This is a genomic window from Legionella clemsonensis (assembly GCF_002240035.1).
Taxonomy (GTDB): domain Bacteria; phylum Pseudomonadota; class Gammaproteobacteria; order Legionellales; family Legionellaceae; genus Tatlockia; species Tatlockia clemsonensis.
On the sequence record NZ_CP016397.1, the window covers coordinates 1,452,501 to 1,472,174 of the forward strand.

Consider the following 19,674-nt stretch of genomic DNA (forward strand, 5'->3'; position numbering starts at 1 on the left):
GTGAAAGTCCCGTATACGACATGGTAATGAAGAACTAGGCATGCGAACAAGTAGGCCGGGACACGTGAAATCCTGGTTGAAGACGGGTGGACCATCATCCAAGGCTAAATACTCCTTACTGACCGATAGTGAACCAGTACCGTGAGGGAAAGGCGAAAAGAACCCCGGAGAGGGGAGTGAAATAGAACCTGAAACCGTTTGCGTACAAGCAGTGGGAGCATTTTTTAGGAAGTGTGACTGCGTACCTTTTGTATAATGGGTCAGCGAGTTACTTTTAGTGGCGAGGTTAACTGAATAAGGAAGCCGTAGAGAAATCGAGTCTTAATAGGGCGCGAGTCGCTGAGAGTAGACCCGAAACCGGGCGATCTAGCCATGTGCAGGATGAAGGTTGGGTAACACCAACTGGAGGTCCGAACCGGGTAATGTTGAAAAATTATCGGATGACGTGTGGCTAGGAGTGAAAGGCTAATCAAGCCCGGAGATAGCTGGTTCTCCCCGAAAGCTATTTAGGTAGCGCCTCGTGAATGATTACTGGGGGTAGAGCACTGTTTCGGCTAGGGGGCTGTCATGGCTTACCAAACCGATGCAAACTCCGAATACTGGCTAATTGAATCACGGGAGACACACGGCGGGTGCTAACGTCCGTCGTGAAGAGGGAAACAACCCAGACCGCCAGCTAAGGTCCCGAAGTTATAGTTAAGTGGGAAACGATGTGGGAAGGCCCAGACAGCCAGGAGGTTGGCTTAGAAGCAGCCATCCTTTAAAGAAAGCGTAATAGCTCACTGGTCGAGTCGGCCTGCGCGGAAGATGTAACGGGGCTAAAACTATACACCGAAGCTGCGGATGTGCACTTTAGTGCACGTGGTAGGGGAGCGTTCTGTAGGCTGAAGAAGGTAGATTGAGAAGTCTGCTGGAGGTATCAGAAGTGCGAATGCTGACATGAGTAACGATAAAGAGGGTGAAAAACCCTCTCGCCGGAAGTCCCAGGTTTCCTGCACGACGTTAATCGGAGCAGGGTGAGTCGGCCCCTAAGGCGAGGCTGAAGAGCGTAGTCGATGGGAACCAGGTTAATATTCCTGGACTTTCTATAAGTGGTGAAGTGGGGACGAAGAAGGCTAGGTGAGCCGGGCGTTGGTAGTCCCGGTACTGGCATGTAGGCGGAGAGACTTGGCAAATCCGGTCTCTTGATAACGCTAAGGTGCACAGTGGTCCTGACCCTACGGGGTGCAGGGAAGTCATTGATGCCAAGCTTCCAGGAAAAGCTGCTAGCCATAACTTATAGAGAACCGTACCGCAAACCGACACAGGTGGACAAGTAGAGCATACTAAGGCGCTTGAGAGAACTCGGGTGAAGGAACTAGGCAAAATGGTACCGTAACTTCGGGAGAAGGTACGCCCTTGCTGGTTAGTTTCCTTGCGAAACGAAGCTGGTGAGGGCCGCAGAGACCAGGTGGCTGCGACTGTTTATTAAAAACACAGCACTCTGCAAATTCGAAAGAAGACGTATAGGGTGTGACGCCTGCCCGGTGCCGGAAGGTTAATTGATGCTGTTAGGAGAAATCCGAAGCGGTTGATCGAAGCCCCGGTAAACGGCGGCCGTAACTATAACGGTCCTAAGGTAGCGAAATTCCTTGTCGGGTAAGTTCCGACCTGCACGAATGGCGTAACGATGGCCACGCTGTCTCCACCCGAGACTCAGTGAAATTGAAATCGCTGTGAAGATGCAGTGTACCCGCGGCTAGACGGAAAGACCCCGTGAACCTTTACTACAGCTTTGCACTGGACTTTGATGATAACTGTGTAGGATAGGTGGGAGGCTATGAAGTGCGGACGCCAGTTCGCATGGAGCCGACCTTGAAATACCACCCTGTTATTATTGAGGTTCTAACTTGGACCAGTAAACCTGGTTGAGGACAGTGTATGGTGGGTAGTTTGACTGGGGCGGTCTCCTCCCAAAGAGTAACGGAGGAGCACAAAGGTACCCTCGGTACGGTCGGACATCGTACCAAGAGTGTAAAGGCAAAAGGGTGCTTGACTGCGAGAGTGACGGCTCGAGCAGGTACGAAAGTAGGTCTTAGTGATCCGGTGGTTCTGAATGGAAGGGCCATCGCTCAACGGATAAAAGGTACTCCGGGGATAACAGGCTGATACCGCCCAAGAGTTCATATCGACGGCGGTGTTTGGCACCTCGATGTCGGCTCATCACATCCTGGGGCTGAAGCAGGTCCCAAGGGTATGGCTGTTCGCCATTTAAAGTGGTACGCGAGCTGGGTTTAGAACGTCGTGAGACAGTTCGGTCCCTATCTGCCGTGGGCGTAGGAAAATTGAGAGGAGCTGCTCCTAGTACGAGAGGACCGGAGTGGACGAACCTCTGGTGTACCGGTTGTAACGCCAGTTGCATTGCCGGGTAGCTAAGTTCGGACGGGATAACCGCTGAAAGCATCTAAGCGGGAAGCCTCCCTCAAGATGAGTTTTCCCATGAAGCCCGTTGAAGACTACGACGTTGATAGGCGAGGTGTGGAAGCGCAGTAATGTGTGAAGCTAACTCGTACTAATTGGCTGATTGTCTTGACCATATAACCTGAATTGCTTCAGGGTATGGCAACAAACGATTAAACGAGTCAACCTTGTGTTGCCCTTAACTTCTTTACCAGCCTGCTGGCAAGACAGAGAATAAAACAATCCTGTCCACCCAGCTGGAAAACCAGTTTTCCTGGCGACCATAGCGGTTTGGAACCACCTGATTCCATCTCGAACTCAGAAGTGAAACAGACCAGCGCCGATGATAGTGTGAGGCTTCCTCATGCGAAAGTAGGTCATCGCCAGGGTTTTATTCCAAAGCGGCCTCGTGCCGCTTTTTTTTACCTATTTTACTTTTAATGCTTATCTACTCCAATTAATTAAGATCTTCTCTTTACCCTATTATCCTATGCAACTCAGCTCTACACTTTATTAAAAAGATATTAAGATGTTTTTACTTTTTAAATTCCTACGTTCACGGTTATAATAACCCATCTTTTTTGGGTCATGTGAAGAATGTGTTGAATTTACGGTTTTTACCTTTTTTTATATTGCTATTTTTAACGGCATGTCAGCATGCAACGACGGTAAAGAGCGAGCATAGCAGTTCTAATAAACCCAAAACTCAAGAGGCAGCTATTTATAACACACAATTAGGAATAGCTTACTTGAAACAGGGTGACATGCCCCGGGCAAAACGAAAATTATTAAATGCGTTGGATTTAGCTCCAAACTCTGCTGACGTCAATGTTGCTATGGCTTATTATCTGGAAAAAACAGGTAATCTCAAGGAAGCAAAAACTTATTATCAAAAAGCTTTATTGCTTGCACCAAAGAGTGGGGCTCAATTAAATAATTACGGTACTTTTTTATGCCGCCTTGGCAAATATGCTGAGGCTGAAAATTATTTTCTTCGGGCAACTGGTGATGTGCAATATATTCATACCGCTGCAGCCTATGAAAATGCGGGGCTCTGTGCGCAAGCCATTCCTGATTATAGTAAGGCAAAAAAATACTTTATAAGAGCATTAGAGCAAGATCCAAAACGGAAACAATCATTGTATGAATTGGCAACCATTGAACTTAAGCAAAAACATGCTGGTAAAGCATTAATGTATCTGCAAGAATATCAGGATTCAGTCAACCATGATCCCACTCTACTTGCCTTGACTGTTGACGCAGCTCATCAGGCGGGTAAAAAAAATGTTGAATTAGACTATAAGCAACGTCTAAATCAGTTAAGTAAATTTACGGACTATACCGGAGCAAAGAATGAATACAACAATCGCAATGGATGAGGTTCAGAAGGATAATCATGAAAAGCCTGGCATGCTATTAGCTCGCGTGCGTGAAAAGAAAGGCTATAGTCAGGAATATGTGGCTGGTAAATTGCATTTAAGAGTTAGAGTTATCGAATTATTAGAAGAAGATAACTATCAACAAATGCCTGAACCTGTGTTTATCAAGGGATATTTACGCGCCTATGCAAAATTACTAGGCATTCCTGCGGATCCTTTACTCGCAACTTTTAACATCATGCATACACCTGAAAGAAAGCTGGAAAAAGCATTGTGGCAAAGTAAACGCGAATCTCATAAAGGTGAACGTGCTGTTCGTTGGTTGACTGGACTGATAGCAATTGCCGTATTAGTAGCTGTTGGAATATGGTGGCAAAAAAACAGAGATATCCAGCAGATAGCAATTTCTAAAAATTCTCAAAATGAAACAATAACGAAGAAAAATGATCCGGATATTCGATTAACTGATCTTTCTAAAATGCAAGCGATATTTTCATCAAATAGCAGTGCTGGTCAGCTAACGCCTATGGAGAATAAAGGTGGCTGATAAAATTCAAGCAGTGCGGGGTATGAATGATGTTTTACCCGATGAAACTTCTTTCTGGAGAGAACTTGAAGCTGTATTTATTCGCTGTATGCAACAATACGGCTATCAGGAGATTCGTTTCCCTCTCGTAGAGAGTACGCATCTTTTTAAACGTTCAATTGGTGAAGTTACTGATATTGTTGAAAAAGAAATGTATACTTTCACCGATTTAAATGGGGATAGCTTAACATTAAGACCAGAAGGAACAGCAAGCTGTTTGCGCGCTTGTTTAGAACATGGATTACTTCATAATCAACAGCAGAAGCTCTGGTACATGGGACCTATGTTTCGTCATGAAAAACCACAAAAGGGCAGATACAGGCAGTTTCATCAAGTGGGTGTGGAAGCATTAGGCATTAGCGGAGTGCCCATTGAGTTGGAATTAATTGCTCTCTGCCTGCGTTTATGGAAGTTATTAGGTATTGAAAACCATGTTCAATTGCAAATTAATACCTTGGGTGAGTTAACCGAGCGTCAAAATTACCGCAGTAAACTTATAGAATATTTCAAGAGTCATTTTGATAAATTAGATGAGGATAGCAAACGACGTCTTGACAGAAATCCTTTGAGAATATTGGATAGCAAAAATCCACAGATGCAGGCTTTACTTCAGAAGGCTCCCCAGTTAATTGATTCCCTTGGCGTCGAAAGTAAAAAACGTTTTGCAGATCTTTGTGAGGGGCTAAATCAATTGAGAATTCCCTATACCGTCAATCCTTTTTTAGTAAGAGGTTTGGATTACTATGGCCATATGGTTTTTGAATGGATTACTGATAAATTAGGCAGTCAGGCAACAGTTTGCGCAGGTGGTCGTTATGATGTGCTTATAGAACAGCTAGGCGGTAATCCAACACCTGCTGTAGGGTTTGCCATGGGTATTGAGCGCTTGCTGCTATTACTGGAAAATTTAAATTTGATTCTAAGACCTGCGAAATCACCTTCTTTATTTATCATTGCTACAGGTGAGGAAGGTATGCAGCAGGCACTTCTGATTGCAGAGCAACTGCGCGATATTAATGCCAACTGGGAAATTATCACCAACACGGTGGGAGGAAGTTTTAAAAGTCAATTTAAAAAAGCGGATAAAAGTGGTGCGGAATTCGCGTTAATTCTTGGAGAGGAAGAAACAAAAACTCAGACAATAAGCATAAAAAACTTGCGTAAAGAAGAAGAACAAGTAACTATTCCGCAGCAGGAATTGGCCAAATTTATACAGAACTCTCTTGGAATGTGGTAGGAGATTAATAGATGTCAGTATATATGACAGAAGAAGAACAGTTGGAAGCAATAAAAAAATGGTGGCAGAAATATAATTCAATAATTACTGTCGCTCTCTCCATAGTTTTGCTTGCTATTGCCGGTTATAAATATTGGTCATGGCACCAATATAAAGTAAGCATGCAAGCTTCCAGCACCTATGAGCGAATGATGGTTGCCTTTTCAAATCAGGATAATAAAAGTGTTCGGGCCTATGCCAATCAACTCATTCATGATTATGATAAGACTGTCTATGCAGATGCTGCGCGTTTAACTTTGGCTAAACTGTATGTTGGATTTGATAAATATGCTAAAGCACGTGAGAATCTGGAATATGTAGCCAATCATTCAACAATGCAGGCACTAAAGCAAGTGGCTAAAATTCGTATTGCTCGTCTTTTTGCTGCTGAAAAAGCTTATGACAAAGCACTTGCTGAATTAACCGTGGTTAGTGATGAAGCTTATATGCCTGTTATTAATGAATTGAAAGGTGATATTTATGCGGCGACTGGTAAATATCAACAAGCCATTAATTCCTATAAGGAAGCTATTACTGAAGTACGTACTCATGGAATGGGGAATCTTTTTCTTGAAATGAAAACCAACGAATTAGCTGCTCTTGCTCAATCAATGAGAAAAGACAATGGTAATGTTCAAGCTGCTTAAGAGGTTAATGATGAACATGAATAAAAAACTATTACTCCTGACTTTATCCCTGGCTTTACAAGCCTGTAATCATCTTGATAATTACATGTTAGGTAAAGACAATACTCCAGCACCAGCTGAATTAGAGCCTTTAAAGCCAAAAGTTGCTTTAAAAGAAAAATGGTCAGTGCCTGTGAGTGCAAAAACAACGAATGTTCATCTTAAACTTAAACCAGCCATTGTGGGTAATGTGGTCTATACAGCCGATGCCAGCGGCTCAATTGAGGCTGTTGATAAGACAAATGGTAAGTTACTTTGGAACAAAAAACTGCCAAGTGGCATAGTTAGTGGTCCAAGTGTGGCAGCAGGTTCTGTTGCTCTTGGTACAGACTCTTCTGCAGTGACATTGCTAAAACAAGAGGATGGTAGTGAATTATGGACAGCAAAAGTTTCCAGTGAAGTTCTTTCCAAGCCAGTTATTACTGGTAGTAAAGTAATTGCAAAAACTATTGATGGCAATTTATATGCGTTGGATATAGTCACAGGAAAGACTCTATGGGTTTCTGAACATGGCGCTCCGAGTTTAATCTTAAAAGCAAGCTCGTCCCCTGTAGTGGTTGGAAATAAACTTGTTCTGGTAGGGTATTCAGATGGCAAAATGGATGCAGTAGATCTGGCAACAGGTCGTTTGATTTGGCAACGCAGTATTGCTTATGCTACTGGTGCCAGTGATGTTGAACGTTTGGTTGATATTGATGCAGATCCTATAATTCGGGGAATATAGCCTATTTAGCAAGTTATCAGGGGTATGTAGGCGCTTTATCACTTGTGGATGGTCAATTTTTGTGGCGCAAGCCTGCGTCTGTTTACAAAAATATGGCAATTGATGACACAACACTTTATATCACGGACAGCGATGATGTTGTTTGGGCTATTAATAGACAAAATGGACAGGTCAATTGGAAACAAGTGGCTTTAAAAGCTCGTGGGTTAACTGAACCTGTTTTAATGGATAATCGAGTCATTGTTGGCGATAAGACAGGACTTTTGCATGTGCTTGCAAAAAGCAATGGTAATTTAATTTCGCGAGCACAATTAGGTGGTGCTATAACAACGGCTCCGTCTATCTCCCGAAATAATATTTATGTCATGACTAGTAATGGCAAATTAAACCGATTTTCTGTGAGCTAATGAAATGATTCCTGTTATTGCCCTTGTTGGTCGACCTAACGTTGGTAAATCAACCTTATTTAATCGACTGACGCGCACTCAGGATGCGTTAGTTGCCGATTTTCCAGGACTAACGCGTGATAGACAATATGGACAAGCTGAATTTGAGGAGAAACCCTTTATTGTTATAGATACAGGTGGAGTAGGGGTAGATGACTTGGCTGTTGATGCCCTGATGTCCAGGCAATCGGCAGTTGCTTTAGAGGAAGCAACTATTGTTCTGTTTTTGGTGGATGCCCGCTCCGGTTTAACAGGGGTTGATGAAAATATCGCTCACCAGCTGAGGAAATCAAATAAACCGGTCTACCTTGTTGTTAATAAAACAGATGGTCTGCAAGAAGAAATGGCATGTGCTGAATTTCAGACCTTAGGATTTAATGAAGTTCATCCTATCTCAGCAACGCATGGCCGAGGCATGCATGCACTATTAGGGAAATTAACAGCATCATTTGAGCCAGCTGTTGAAGAGCAGACTGACAATGCAGCAATAAAAATAGCCTTTGTAGGGCGTCCTAATGTCGGAAAATCCACCCTAATTAATCGTATCTTGGGCGAAGAGCGTGTTGTTGTTTATGATATGCCAGGCACTACGCGGGATAGTATTGCTATTCCTTTTACTAGAGAAGAAAAAGGCTACATTCTTATTGATACAGCTGGTATTCGGCGACGTGCGCGTGTGGATGAAAAAATTGAAAAATTTTCTGTTATAAAAACTTTACAATCAATTAAGGAATCTCATGTTTGCATGATGCTTTTGGATGCAAGAGAAGGTTTAACTGAGCAAGACATGCACTTATTAGGCTTTATAATTGAAGCAGGTAAGGCTTTGGTAATTGCTGTAAATAAATGGGATGGTCTGACTGATGAACATAAAGAACATGTGCGTGAAGAATTGAATCGCCGTCTTCATTTTGTTCATTTCGCTAAAATTCGATTTATCTCTGCATTACATGGGAGTGGTGTGGGTTTATTATTTAAAGATATTGAGCAAGCCTATTCCTCTGCCATGCAATCGTTTTCTACGCCAAAATTAACACGCTTGTTACAAGATTTTGTAAGCCAACATACGCCACCCTTGGTTCAGGGGCGCAGAATAAAATTACGTTATGCACATGCCGGAGGACATAATCCACCCATTATTGTTATTCATGGTAATCAAGTAGAATCACTACCGGATAGCTATAAACGCTATCTTACCAATGCATTTGTGACCCATTTGGGTTTAATAGGCACTCCTTTAAGATTGGAGTTTAAAGGTGGAGTGAATCCATTTAAAGACAAAAAAAATAAATTAACAGAACGACAAATCAAAAGAAAACGGCGTTTAATGAAGCATGTCAAAAAGAAATAATCTGTTTGGAGCTTCATCTGCTATTGTATAATTTTATACATCTGATACAAAGTATGTGCGCAAGGTTAATACATCACAGGGAGCATGATGAAGCATTGCATAAGCTGTACTGCCTAAAAAAGCAGGGACAGCACTCGGCGCATGACTTCCAAGAATAATTAAACCGCAACCCAGTGTTTTTACTTTTTCCAAAATATGCGTTTTAAGCGAACCAATTTCTACATGTTGTTGCTCTAATGGAATATTTAGTGCATCGCCCAAAAGACTCATTACTGTTTGAGCATCATCCTTAACAGGATTGGCAAGCTCGGCAAATCCAAGGCTTTGAGCCAATTGCAGACTTGTAGGGGGTTCGATCACATGGAGTAAGTGTAATTTAGCGTCAAAATTATAAGCAATTTCGGCTGCTTTTTTACAAATATCAAAATGTTGATCACTTAAATCGGTGGCATGCAAAATAGAGGTGTACACGATTTTTCCTCGCTTAACGACAGTCCATTACGCATAATTTTAGTTGATTTTTTACCGGAAAGTATGAGGTTCCAATAATTAATTTTGTTTGATATGAAAACAATAGAAATGGGGGTTAGGTTGAGGACGTAAATTTTAGACCTTTTGATACTTCTCTTTCCTACTTCAATCCCATTAAAATTGATAAATTATTGTCAGGTGATTATAAAAGGTTATCGCTTGAAAAATTACATGGAGTAAAAGGTCTTCCTATCTATAGTATTCGAGTCAATGATACGACTCGTTTGTTATTCACGGCCTATAAAGGGAATATCTGCCTCTTATCTGAAGTGCTATATCATAAATATGAATCCAATCGTTTCTTAAAAGATCCCCAAGTACTCAAAGCATTTTTAGTTAAAATGGGTGCTAGTCTGCATATCAAAATTGAAGAAAAATTAGGCTCATCTCCTTTTTCCGAAGAAGAATTGAAAAATGAATTAGGTGGCTCAGCAGAGGTTGCAGTTGATTTCGTGCCTTTAGATTATTATAAGCAACAGTTTAAAAAATCTGCGGTAACAGTATTTGAATCAACAAAAGATGATTTGCTTAAAAATTATGCTTTCTATGGGGAGGAGGTTAAAGACAGAATTGCTAGAAAATTGCTCAGCGTATAAACTTAGGAGACAATGAAAACTCAATTAAGTTGCTTCCTGTTGATATTGCAGAAGTGATGGGACATGAAGCTATTTGTAGATCTTTTAAAGTCAAAAGCGGCTGAATCAGTAGCTTATCCATCCTTTTTCAAGCAACACCCTATGCTTGCTAACAATACAGTGGTGGCCCCTAAGGGTTCTAGGCTCAAATTGGATTTTTCCATCTGACACACTCTTTTAGCATAAGTGTTTATGAGGTAAGATCTGTAGCCGCGATGGCTTATGACTCAGAAGAGCAATTATTTATTTTTTTGATTTTATTGTTACACAATTTTCGTCATTTTCAATCAGTTCGGTAAGAACTGTGCCTTGTAACTGTATAGGTTCGGCTGCTATTTCAAGCAAGGGAACGAAAACAAAATCCCTTAAATGGATGCGTGGGTGTGGAAGCATCAGTGGTTTTGAACATATTCTTAAAGAACCATAAAGCAATATATCAATATCAAGTGTTCTGCTTCCCCAGCGTACAGTACGCACTCTTCCGTGCTTTTGCTCTATTTTTTGACACTCTCTCAATAATTGTTGCGGTGTAAGTGATGTTTTTAACATTACAACAGTATTAACAAAATCAGGTTGAATTTTTCTTCCCCATGCTTTACTTCTAAAAAGGCTAGCTATTTTAAGTAAATGTGTAGAGGGTAGGGTACGCAACGATTGTAAGGCTTTGCGAAGTTGCCTCTCGGGAGAATCCAGGTTACTGCCAAGACTTAAATAACATAGGTTCATTGTGACGGGATAGTGCTTTTCTTAGATTTACGCCGCTTACGATGTTTCTGAGGTAAAGGCTGTGGTGCTAAAGCCTTGACCATTGCTAATTGAGATTTTTCATCAGAATCTTGAAAATTTGTCCACCATTGAGCAAGCTCAATGGATTCATCACCTGCCAAAGCGCGCAAAGCCAGAAAATCATAAGCAGCGCGAAATCTTGGATGCTGTAACAAGTTAAAAGCACGTCCACCATATCGCTTTGGAAAACGGAATTGCAGTAACCAAATTTCCCGCATAACCTGACTAAAACGTTTGGGAATAGTGACAACCCGATTCTGTTCGACAATAACTTCTGACATTGCTTTTTCCAGGGCAGGAAGCGGATCCAGTCCTTCTTGTTCTTGTAAATAAACAGCACGCGCTTTTAAAGGAAACCAAAGAAGAACGGCAAATAAAAAAGCAGGAGTGATTGGTTTATTATCACGAACTCGGGCATCGGTATTTTCCAGGGCAATACCTAGTAGAGCATTGACAGGATATTCACTGCCAGACAATAAATTTGCTGTTTGCTCAAAAAGATGAGGAAATAACCCATGTTCCACCAACAGACGTTGTACGGACTCTCCTTCTCCACATTGATACAATTTAGTCATCTCATCAAACAGACGTGAACCTGAGACGTCTTTGATCAAATGAGCGAGTTTCTGTAAAGGAGCTGCTGTTTCCGCTGCAAGTTCAAAATGTAATTTTGCACTAAAGCGAACAGCGCGCAGCATGCGCACAGGATCTTCCTGATACCGCGTGGCAGGATCACCAATAATACGCAATAGACGCTGTTGAACATCGGCAACGCCACCTGTAAAGTCAACAATAGAGGAGTCATCAATATTGTAATAGAGGGAATTGACCGTAAAATCACGGCGCCAGGCATCTTCATCTAAAGTCCCGTAGACGTTATCTCGAACCAGCATGCCTCTTTCATTGGTCAGTTGATTTGTTTCAACAGTTTCATTTTCGGATTCACTTGCTCTGCGAAAGGTAGCTACTTCAACAATGTCACGATGAAAAATAATATGAACTAATTTAAACCGTCGTCCAATAATTCGTGCATTACGAAAAAGTTTTTTGATTTGATTGGGGGTTGCGTTTGTAGCAATATCAAAATCTTTAGGCGCCTTACCTAATAACAGATCACGAACACTGCCACCCACCAAATAAGCCTGAAAACCAGCACTATTTAGACGGTTTAAAACTTTAAGTGCGTTTATACTGATGTCTGTTTTTGAAACATTATGCTGTGTGCGTGGAATGATGTAGCTGGCATCCACAGGTGGATGATTGGCTCTAGATTTACGTAACAGCTTTTTGATTAATTTAATGATTGTGGTCACCCTGATAATTAGCCTTCCTAACGCCGCATTATTATAGCTCAGATCCATTAAAATGTGAATTATTTACCTTTCTTCGATTCCAGTAGACAATATAATATTAAATTAAATAAAAGCAGGAAAATGGATATTTTAGACATTATTGTAAGTCTTTTGGCTCTGACTATTCTGGAAGTAGTCTTAGGGATAGATAATTTGGTCTTCCTGTCAATTTTAACTGAAAAATTACCTAAGGAGCAGCGAAAGAAAGCACGTCGATGGGGTCTGACATTTGCATGGGTAACTCGACTTTTATTACTGGCGTCAGCTGTATGGTTAGTAAAACTAACAACCCCTTTGTTTAGTATTGGAGGGCTTCACTTTTCAGGCCGTGACCTCTTTCTTTTAGCAGGTGGTGCTTTTTTAATAGCCAAGGCCACACAGGAAATTCATCTTGAGGTGGGTGAAGGACATATTGACGATTTAACCGCTCTAAGCACTGATAAAGTAATCACGTTTCGAGGTGTTATAATTCAAGTTGCTCTAATGGATGTTATTTTTTCTTTAGATAGTGTCCTCACAGCCGTTGGTTTGACAAAGCATTTTTGGGTAATGGCAACGGCGATTACTTTTGCCATTTTGGTGATGATCTATGCCAGTGAACCAGTGAGTCGTTTTATTGATAAACATCCCACGGTTAAAATGCTGGCATTAAGCTTTCTAATTCTGATTGGAATGGTTTTAGTCGCTGACAGTTTTGCTTTTCATATTCCTCGTGGTTATATTTATTTTGCAATGGGTTTTTCATTAGGAGTAGAAATGCTTAATTTGTTGAGAAGATCCCGCCGGCAACGTAAGCGTAAGCAGTAGGTGTAGTGGATGTTAACGATAAAAGCTTTTCATATTATTGCGATGGTGGCCTGGTTTGCGGGTCTTTTCTACCTTCCGCGTCTTTTTGTTTATCATGCACAGGCAAGTGATGCTATCAGTATTGATCGCTTTAAAATAATGGAGCGACGGCTGTATTATGGCATTACCTGGCCCGCCGGAATTGTTACTACAGTCCTCGGCTTCACGTTAGTCCTCTTTAATCCTTCTTATTATTTAAAAGCAGGATGGATGCATGCCAAACTTGGTTTAGTTGTTTTATTGTGGGTTTATCATTTGACTTGCGGTCACTTCGGAAGACAATTTGCAAAGGGAGAAAATACAAAATCAGCAATCTTCTATAGAGTATTTAATGAATTGCCTACTTTATTTCTTATAGCCATTGTATTGTTGGTAGTACTTAAACCGTTTTAATACACTTCAAATTTGTTTGAGAAGTAGTGATCTAGAAGAATGTGGATTCCCGCTTTCGCGGGAATGACAATAGATAGTTTAAATGGTTATATTAAAATTGGACTACTCGATCTCAACCATTTCAAAATCTTCTTTCCCTGCACCACAATCAGGACAAAACCAATTTTCCGGGACATCTTCCCAGCGAGTTCCTGGTTCTATACCATCTTCAGGCCATCCTTCTGCCTCGTCATAAATAAAGCCACAAATAACGCAAATATAACGTTTATACTCTTGCATACTGTTTTACTCTAAACCATTAAAAGGGGCTAATTTAGCGATTGCTTCTCTTAAAGTAAAGCAACTTCTGTCGTATTTTTTGTCAGTACCATTTAAAAACGGTAGAATAGAACAATTTTTCAGGACAATGGAGTAGCCATGACTTATTCTCAAGAATTATTCACTCAGGCGCAAGCAGTAATTCCTGGTGGTGTTAATTCTCCAGTACGTGCATTTAAAGGGGTAGGTGGTAATCCTATATTTTTTAAGCAGGGAAAGGGAGCTTATTTAGTCGATGCCGATAATAAGCATTATATTGATTATGTCGGTTCCTGGGGGCCCCTTATTCTTGGTCATTGCCACCCTAATGTAGTGCATGCAGTGAGTGAGGTTTTACATCGTGGTATGAGCTTTGGTGCACCTACTGAGCTTGAAGTAAAGCTTGCACAAAAAATCACACGACTTATGCCTGCTATTGAAAAAGTGCGCATGGTTAATTCAGGAACTGAAGCCACCATGACAGCTATACGATTGGCCCGGGGATTTACCGGGAAAAATAAGGTAATAAAATTTAATGGCTGTTATCACGGCCATAATGATAGCTTGCTGGTTAAGGCAGGTTCAGGCTTATTAACGTTGGGCATTCCTTCAACGCCAGGAATTCCTGCCAGCATTACAGAACATACTTTGACTGCTGATTTTAATAATCTTGAGCAAACAGCAGCTTTATTTGCTAAATATCGTGACGACATCGCAGCAATTATTTTAGAGCCAGTAGCTGGTAATATGGGATTTGTACCACCTCAACCTGGATTTTTACAAGGATTACGTGATTTATGTAATTCCCATGATACTCTCCTGATTTTTGATGAGGTGATGACTGGTTTTAGAGTGGCTTTAGGTGGGGCTCAGGCTTTATATAGTATAACTCCAGATATTACTACCTTAGGTAAGGTAATAGGTGGTGGTATGCCGGTTGGAGCAGTAGGCGGAAAGGCCGATATCATGGCACATTTAGCACCAGAAGGGGCAGTTTATCAGGCTGGTACTTTATCAGGAAATCCTTTAGCTATGGCTGCAGGGTTGGCAACTTTGTCTGAAATAGAAAAGCCAGGCTTTTATGAAGCATTAAGTCAAACGACCGCTGCTATGATAGAAGGCATCGCCGAAGTTGTTGAGTCCTTCCATTTACCTTTTTGCCATGCCTCTTTAGGTGGTATGTTTGGCTTCTGTTTTAATAATAAAGAGCAAATCTCTGATTATAATGATGTGGCTTCATCAGACGAACAGTTATTTAAACAGTTTTATCATGGTATGCTGGAAAAAGGAATTTATTTTGCACCGTCCATGTATGAAGCTGGCTTTGTATCCAGTGCTCATCAACAGGAAGAAATTCATTTAACCATTGAGGCGGCAGAAGCAGTTCTGGCTACTATGACAAAGGTTCGGGTCGAATGAAAAAATATCATGTTTACGGTATAGGTAATGCATTACTTGATAGAGATGCAAAGGTCAATGAAGCCTTGTTACAAGCTTTAAATGTTGAAAAAGGAGTCATGACATTAACTGATGAGGCAACGCATCAATATTTATTCACTGAACTGAAAGACAAGTTTTGTCATAGTGGTTGTGGCGGTTCTGCAGCCAATAGCTTGATTGCCCTGAGCCAGTTTGGTGGTCAAGGATTTTATAGCTGCAAGGTAGCTGATGATGAGGCAGGGCGTTTATTTATCCAGGAGCTGACAGCTTTAGGTATTGATTGCAATTTAAACATTCATCACTTGCCGCAAGGCATTACCGGACAGTGTCTTGTTTTGGTTACTGAAGACGCACAGCGCACAATGAATACTCATTTAGGAATTTCTGAAACTTTATGTCCCGAAGTACTGGATTTGGAGGCAATTGCAGCTGCTGAATACCTCTATCTTGAAGGCTATTTAGTGACTTCGCCCTCTGCACGCAAAGCGCTATTAATGGCGAAACGTCAGGCAAAACAATCAGGAACAAAAGTAGCGTTAACGTTGTCTGATCCTAATATAGTGCGCTATTTTAAACCTGAATTGCTAAGCGTAATAGATGAACGTATCGATCTTTTATTTTGCAATGAAGAAGAAGCTCTTTTATTTACTGAGGCTCATGATTTGGAAGCAGCTATCGCCTTGTTACAACCCTTAACCCATCATTTAATTGTAACCTGTGGTAAATTGGGTGCTATTGTCGCAGTGGATGGAGAGATTCTTACTGTGCCTACCATGCCCATGAACGCTGTAGATAGCGTTGGTGCTGGCGATATGTTTGCTGGGGCTTATCTGTATGCGATTACTCATGGTTATGCACCACAATTGGCTACCGTATTGGCCAACAGGGCTGCGGCAGAAGTAGTAGGGCAATTCGGTGCACGCCTTAAAGTCGAACAGGTTTTAGCCATAAAAGAGGAATTTATAACCAATCATTATGGCTTTGTGACTCACCGTGCTGCCCAAAGATCTACAAACGAAATAGAAGCTGCAAGTTAAGCTGCTGACTTAGCTCGGCAGTGCTTTAGCTTTGGTTGCATTTGACTGCCAGATAGAAGGCTACAACAGTTTAATTACTATGTTCTCAACTTTCTGAGCAATCAATGCTTCTTCATCGCCGCGTATAACTAATATCGATTTGCCCTGAAGTGAAATGTCCTGGCAATTTGCATGAGTTCTTGTCTTATTGACAGTTAGATTTAACTCAAAATTTAAATGCTTTAAGGGCAGGACTATCTTTTCACGAATTACAGCAGCGTTTTCCCCAATACCTCCTGTAAAAATAAGTGCATCCAAATTGGCAATTTGACTGCTGTAAGCTCCTATTATTTTTTGTAATGAATAGACATACATATCAATAGCAAGATTTGCAGAATAATCCCCTCCCAAGGCACGTTCAATGAGGTGACGCATGTCATTTTCCTGGGCGATTCCTTTAAGTCCACTTTGTTTATTCAAAAGAGTATCCACTTCTTCAGTTGTCATTCCTTGATATTGCAAATACAAAGGAATTGCCGGGTCAATATCACCACAACGTGTTCCCATAATGAGACCTGCAAGAGGTGTCATGCCCATCGTCGTGTCGAATGATTTACCTTCTTTAATCAAACAGGCACTAGCTCCATTCCCTAAATGAAGGCTGATAAAATTACATTGTTCCAGAGATTTGCCTAAATAAACTGCTGCAGTGCGAGCAACGTATTCATGATTGATGCCATGGAATCCATACCGTTTTATTTGGTATTTTTTAGCAATCTCTCTGTTGATGGCATATTGATGAATATGTGAGGGAATACTGTGATGAAACCCACTATCAAATACGGCAACATGCAGCGCATGCTTAAAATGTTGCTGCGCAAACTGAATACCAAGCGCATTGACTGGATTGTGAATAGGAGCCAACTGGGATAAATGACGTATTTTTTCCAATACTTCAGGCGTTACAATTGTAGGAAGGTAATAATCGTCTCCTCCATGAACAACACGATGGCCGACACCTTGAATTGGATATTTATCCAAATCCTTCTGTAGTTTGGCTGCCAAGAGGCCAAAGGCCGCTTCATGATTTTGGAATACCAGGTGTTGAGATTCCTTTATCCCTTTATTGTTTGTGTGATGCCACTGGCCTTGAGTTTCACCAATTCCTTCAATTAATCCAGCTACTAAAGGAAATACTTGCTGATTATCAACCTTAAACGCTTTGTATTTAATAGAAGAACTACCTGCATTAATGGTTAATACATTCATTTTTTATCCCCTTGCGCCTGAATTGCTGTAACTAGAATCGTATTTATAATATCTTGCGGTGTACAGCCTCTGCTTAAATCATTCACGGGTTTATTTAAACCGAGTAAAACAGGCCCAATCGCTAAAGCACCACTTTCCCGTTGTACTGCTTTATAAGTATTATTACCAGTGTTCAGATCAGGAAAGATTAATACATTCGCATCACCTTTTAATTTAGAGTGCGGTAGCTTTTTAGCAGCTACGTCAGGATCAACGGCTGCATCATATTGTATTGGTCCTTCAACGAGTAAATCAGGTTGTAATTGTTTAACTATTTCCATAGCTTTAGCCACTTTTTCAACACTTTCACCTTTACCCGAATGACCTGAGGAGTAAGACAGCAATGCCACTCTCGGATCAATTCCTAATTTTTTAGCAATCTGCGCCGCTTGAGTTGCGATTTCAGCCAAAGTTTGACTATCTGGTTCGGGATTAATTGCACAATCCCCATAAATTAATACGCGAGCGGGTAAACACATAATAAAGATGGAGGAGACCTTGTTAATACCTGGCTTTGTTTTAATAATTTCCAGAGCAGGTCGTACAGTATCAGCAGTCGTATGAGCCGCACCAGAAACCATACCATCTGCATCGCCGCAAAAAACCATCATGGCTGCAAAATAATTGATGTCAGACATGCGCTCAAGCGCAATAGGAAGGTTAACATTTTTATGTTGTCTTAATTCAAAATATTTTTTGGCATAAGTTTCTCGATACTTTGATTTTTCAATATCGATAATATTGATATTAGGTAACTCCAAATCTAGACGCTTGGCTAAGAGCTGGATTTTTTCAACCTGTCCTAACAGTGTGATTTGAACAATGTTGCGTTTTAGCAAATAATCAGCAGCGATTAATATACGTGCATCATCACCCTCTGGAAGCACAATATGCTGCCTGGGTTTTTGGGCTTTATTACTAATTTCATAAAGAAAAACTGCGGGACTTAACCGGGGCTGCTGCGATTTATCACTTAGCAATTTAAGTACAGACTTTGTCAGATAAGGACGCATGGCATCAATTGCTTTGGTGACCTTTGCAGGATTTGCTGCCGTCAGACTGAATTTAGCCGAAAATAAAGCAGTCGCTGTTTCATAGGTTTTTAGTCGGGTTAAAAGGACAGGGAAAGGATGCTCAAGGCCGGCAAGAATTTCTCGAATAACAGGCCCTGGCATTTCACCTCCTGTTAAAATAATGCCCGCAATTTTGGGATAATAAGCAGATTGGTCAGCGAGTAGAGAACCTAAAAGAATATCAATACGATCATCTGGAGTAATAATTAGCATTCCATTTCTATCCAGGCGCGATTCCAAAAAATTACTAATTGTTTTTGCAGCAACAGTAAATTGCCTGACAGGTCGGTGTAATTCTTTTTCTCCACAGATAATCTCTGCGCGTAATTTGGTAGCTATGTCATGCACAGAGGGATTAGCTAATGATTCAAATTCAGGAATAATCGCCACAAAAGCAAGATGAGGTAGCTGTTTATGAAATAATTCCAATGCTTCTGTTTCTTGTAGACTGGTTACACGATTGATAATTACACCTACAACACGCGCATGATTTTTTCTGCTAATTTCAAGCGCATTTTTTAACAGGGAAAGCGTATGCTCCAACGTCCTGTCTTTAGCAGAGACTGCTAATACCACCTCACAATTTAGCTGATAAGCCAACATTAAATTAAATTGATATTCAAAAACATCATTGTCACTTTCAAAATCAGTCCCTTCAAAGTAAGCCAGTGTCTTGGTATCTGCAGTCTGTGTTGATTCAAGTACTGTTGAAACCAAATCCGCAGGATTCGTACGCATCATTGCTATGGCCTGATTGACATTCATCAGAGGGTGCAAGGACTGATTCGTTATCGTCTCGAGTAAAGGAATTTGTGATGCATCAGACTCAGAAAAAAGTTTAAAGCAGCGAAGAGAAGCCTGTTGCTCTTTTAAGAAAGCCAGGAATCCTAAGGAAACAAAAGACTTTCCTGGTCGTTTTTCGATGCCTGTTAAATAGATTTTTTTGTGCATTACTAACCCCTGTTACACGCTGTTGGGATGGCAGTGAGTGTGATTAAAGTGCTTTCTTTTTGGCCGACAGCCGTGGAACGTCAAGAAATGATTGATTAAAAAGTTCGCAGCTTAATTGCACCCGATATAAAGTTATTTTTTACTGGTAGTTCGTCATTA

General features: G+C 41.0%; 18 protein-coding genes and 2 rRNA genes (1 of these 20 cut by a window edge). 14 read left to right on the forward strand and 6 right to left on the reverse strand.

What is annotated here, in order from left to right; genetic code table 11:
- The 9 genes from clem_RS06315 to der form a co-directional block, all read left to right on the forward strand.
- A 23S ribosomal RNA gene (locus clem_RS06315) occupies positions 1-2,576 on the forward strand (it extends 323 nt beyond the left edge of the window).
- 136 nt (positions 2,577-2,712) lie between these two features.
- Positions 2,713-2,828: ribosomal RNA gene (rrf, locus tag clem_RS06320) — 5S ribosomal RNA — on the forward strand.
- A 210-nt stretch (positions 2,829-3,038) separates the two neighbouring features.
- Positions 3,039-3,818 carry a type IV pilus biogenesis/stability protein PilW gene (gene pilW, locus clem_RS06325; RefSeq protein ID WP_094090857.1) on the forward strand — a complete coding sequence of 260 codons (780 nt, stop codon included), beginning with the start codon at positions 3,039-3,041 and terminating at the stop codon, positions 3,816-3,818.
- On the forward strand, positions 3,793-4,365 hold the full coding sequence (locus clem_RS06330) for a helix-turn-helix domain-containing protein (RefSeq protein WP_094090858.1): 573 nt from the start codon (positions 3,793-3,795) through the stop codon (positions 4,363-4,365). Before pilW ends, clem_RS06330 begins: the two co-directional genes overlap by 26 nt.
- A 22-nt stretch (positions 4,366-4,387) precedes the next feature.
- The gene (gene hisS / locus clem_RS06335) at positions 4,388-5,641 is read left to right on the forward strand and encodes a histidine--tRNA ligase (protein WP_232505605.1); all 1,254 of its coding nucleotides are present in this window, start codon (positions 4,388-4,390) and stop codon (positions 5,639-5,641) included.
- Between the two features lie 11 nt (positions 5,642-5,652).
- Positions 5,653-6,327 carry a YfgM family protein gene (locus tag clem_RS06340; RefSeq protein WP_094090860.1) on the forward strand — a complete coding sequence of 225 codons (675 nt, stop codon included), beginning with the start codon at positions 5,653-5,655 and terminating at the stop codon, positions 6,325-6,327.
- Between the two features lie 16 nt (positions 6,328-6,343).
- Entirely contained in the window at positions 6,344-7,090 is a 747-nt protein-coding gene (locus clem_RS06345) for an outer membrane protein assembly factor BamB family protein (protein WP_269766816.1), read from the forward strand.
- Positions 7,091-7,134: 44 nt separating this feature from the next.
- Positions 7,135-7,497, forward strand: coding sequence for an outer membrane protein assembly factor BamB family protein (locus clem_RS15290; protein ID WP_269766817.1), 363 nt, complete (start codon positions 7,135-7,137; stop codon positions 7,495-7,497).
- Between the two features lie 4 nt (positions 7,498-7,501).
- The gene (gene der, locus clem_RS06350) at positions 7,502-8,887 is read left to right on the forward strand and encodes a ribosome biogenesis GTPase Der (RefSeq protein WP_094090861.1); all 1,386 of its coding nucleotides are present in this window, start codon (positions 7,502-7,504) and stop codon (positions 8,885-8,887) included.
- A 33-nt stretch (positions 8,888-8,920) separates the two neighbouring features.
- Here the strand turns inward: der and clem_RS06355 are convergent, their stop codons facing one another.
- A complete protein-coding gene (locus clem_RS06355; protein ID WP_094090862.1) occupies positions 8,921-9,358 on the reverse strand; it encodes a universal stress protein in 438 nt (145 codons plus the stop codon).
- Between the two features lie 191 nt (positions 9,359-9,549).
- On the opposite strand from clem_RS06355, the gene clem_RS06360 reads away from it, so the two are divergent.
- Positions 9,550-10,014: a hypothetical protein gene (locus clem_RS06360; RefSeq protein ID WP_094090863.1), complete on the forward strand. Its 465-nt coding sequence runs from the start codon at positions 9,550-9,552 to the stop codon at positions 10,012-10,014.
- 282 nt (positions 10,015-10,296) lie between these two features.
- On the opposite strand, the gene folK is transcribed toward clem_RS06360, so the two are convergent.
- Both folK and pcnB read right to left on the reverse strand, forming a co-directional pair.
- Entirely contained in the window at positions 10,297-10,779 is a 483-nt protein-coding gene (gene folK / locus clem_RS06365; protein ID WP_094090864.1) for a 2-amino-4-hydroxy-6-hydroxymethyldihydropteridine diphosphokinase, read from the reverse strand.
- Complete coding sequence (gene pcnB / locus clem_RS06370) at positions 10,776-12,122, reverse strand: polynucleotide adenylyltransferase PcnB (protein ID WP_232505607.1); 1,347 nt, start codon at positions 12,120-12,122, stop codon at positions 10,776-10,778. Before pcnB ends, folK begins: the two co-directional genes overlap by 4 nt.
- Positions 12,123-12,272: 150 nt before the next feature.
- Between pcnB and clem_RS06375 the strand changes: the two genes are divergently transcribed.
- Positions 12,273-12,998 (forward strand): TerC family protein, encoded by a 726-nt coding sequence (locus tag clem_RS06375; protein ID WP_094090866.1) that lies wholly within the window; start codon positions 12,273-12,275, stop codon positions 12,996-12,998.
- A gap of 9 nt (positions 12,999-13,007) precedes the next feature.
- Positions 13,008-13,430 carry a protoporphyrinogen oxidase HemJ gene (hemJ, locus tag clem_RS06380; protein ID WP_094090867.1) on the forward strand — a complete coding sequence of 141 codons (423 nt, stop codon included), beginning with the start codon at positions 13,008-13,010 and terminating at the stop codon, positions 13,428-13,430.
- Between the two features lie 102 nt (positions 13,431-13,532).
- Here the strand turns inward: hemJ and clem_RS06385 are convergent, their stop codons facing one another.
- Positions 13,533-13,709, reverse strand: coding sequence for a rubredoxin (locus clem_RS06385; protein ID WP_094090868.1), 177 nt, complete (start codon positions 13,707-13,709; stop codon positions 13,533-13,535).
- A gap of 138 nt (positions 13,710-13,847) precedes the next feature.
- On the opposite strand from clem_RS06385, the gene hemL reads away from it, so the two are divergent.
- Together hemL and clem_RS06395 are read left to right on the forward strand one after the other, a co-directional pair.
- Entirely contained in the window at positions 13,848-15,146 is a 1,299-nt protein-coding gene (gene hemL, locus clem_RS06390; RefSeq protein ID WP_094090869.1) for a glutamate-1-semialdehyde 2,1-aminomutase, read from the forward strand.
- Positions 15,143-16,204, forward strand: a complete 1,062-nt coding sequence (locus clem_RS06395; protein WP_094090870.1) for an adenosine kinase — start codon at positions 15,143-15,145, stop codon at positions 16,202-16,204. The genes hemL and clem_RS06395 overlap by 4 nt, the downstream gene beginning before the upstream one ends.
- A gap of 60 nt (positions 16,205-16,264) precedes the next feature.
- Here clem_RS06395 and clem_RS06400 read toward each other — a convergent pair whose 3' ends face one another.
- Positions 16,265-17,452, reverse strand: a complete 1,188-nt coding sequence (locus clem_RS06400; RefSeq protein ID WP_094090871.1) for an acetate/propionate family kinase — start codon at positions 17,450-17,452, stop codon at positions 16,265-16,267.
- Positions 17,449-19,515: a phosphate acetyltransferase gene (pta, locus tag clem_RS06405; RefSeq protein ID WP_094090872.1), complete on the reverse strand. Its 2,067-nt coding sequence runs from the start codon at positions 19,513-19,515 to the stop codon at positions 17,449-17,451. Before pta ends, clem_RS06400 begins: the two co-directional genes overlap by 4 nt.
- Positions 19,516-19,674 lie beyond the last annotated feature (159 nt).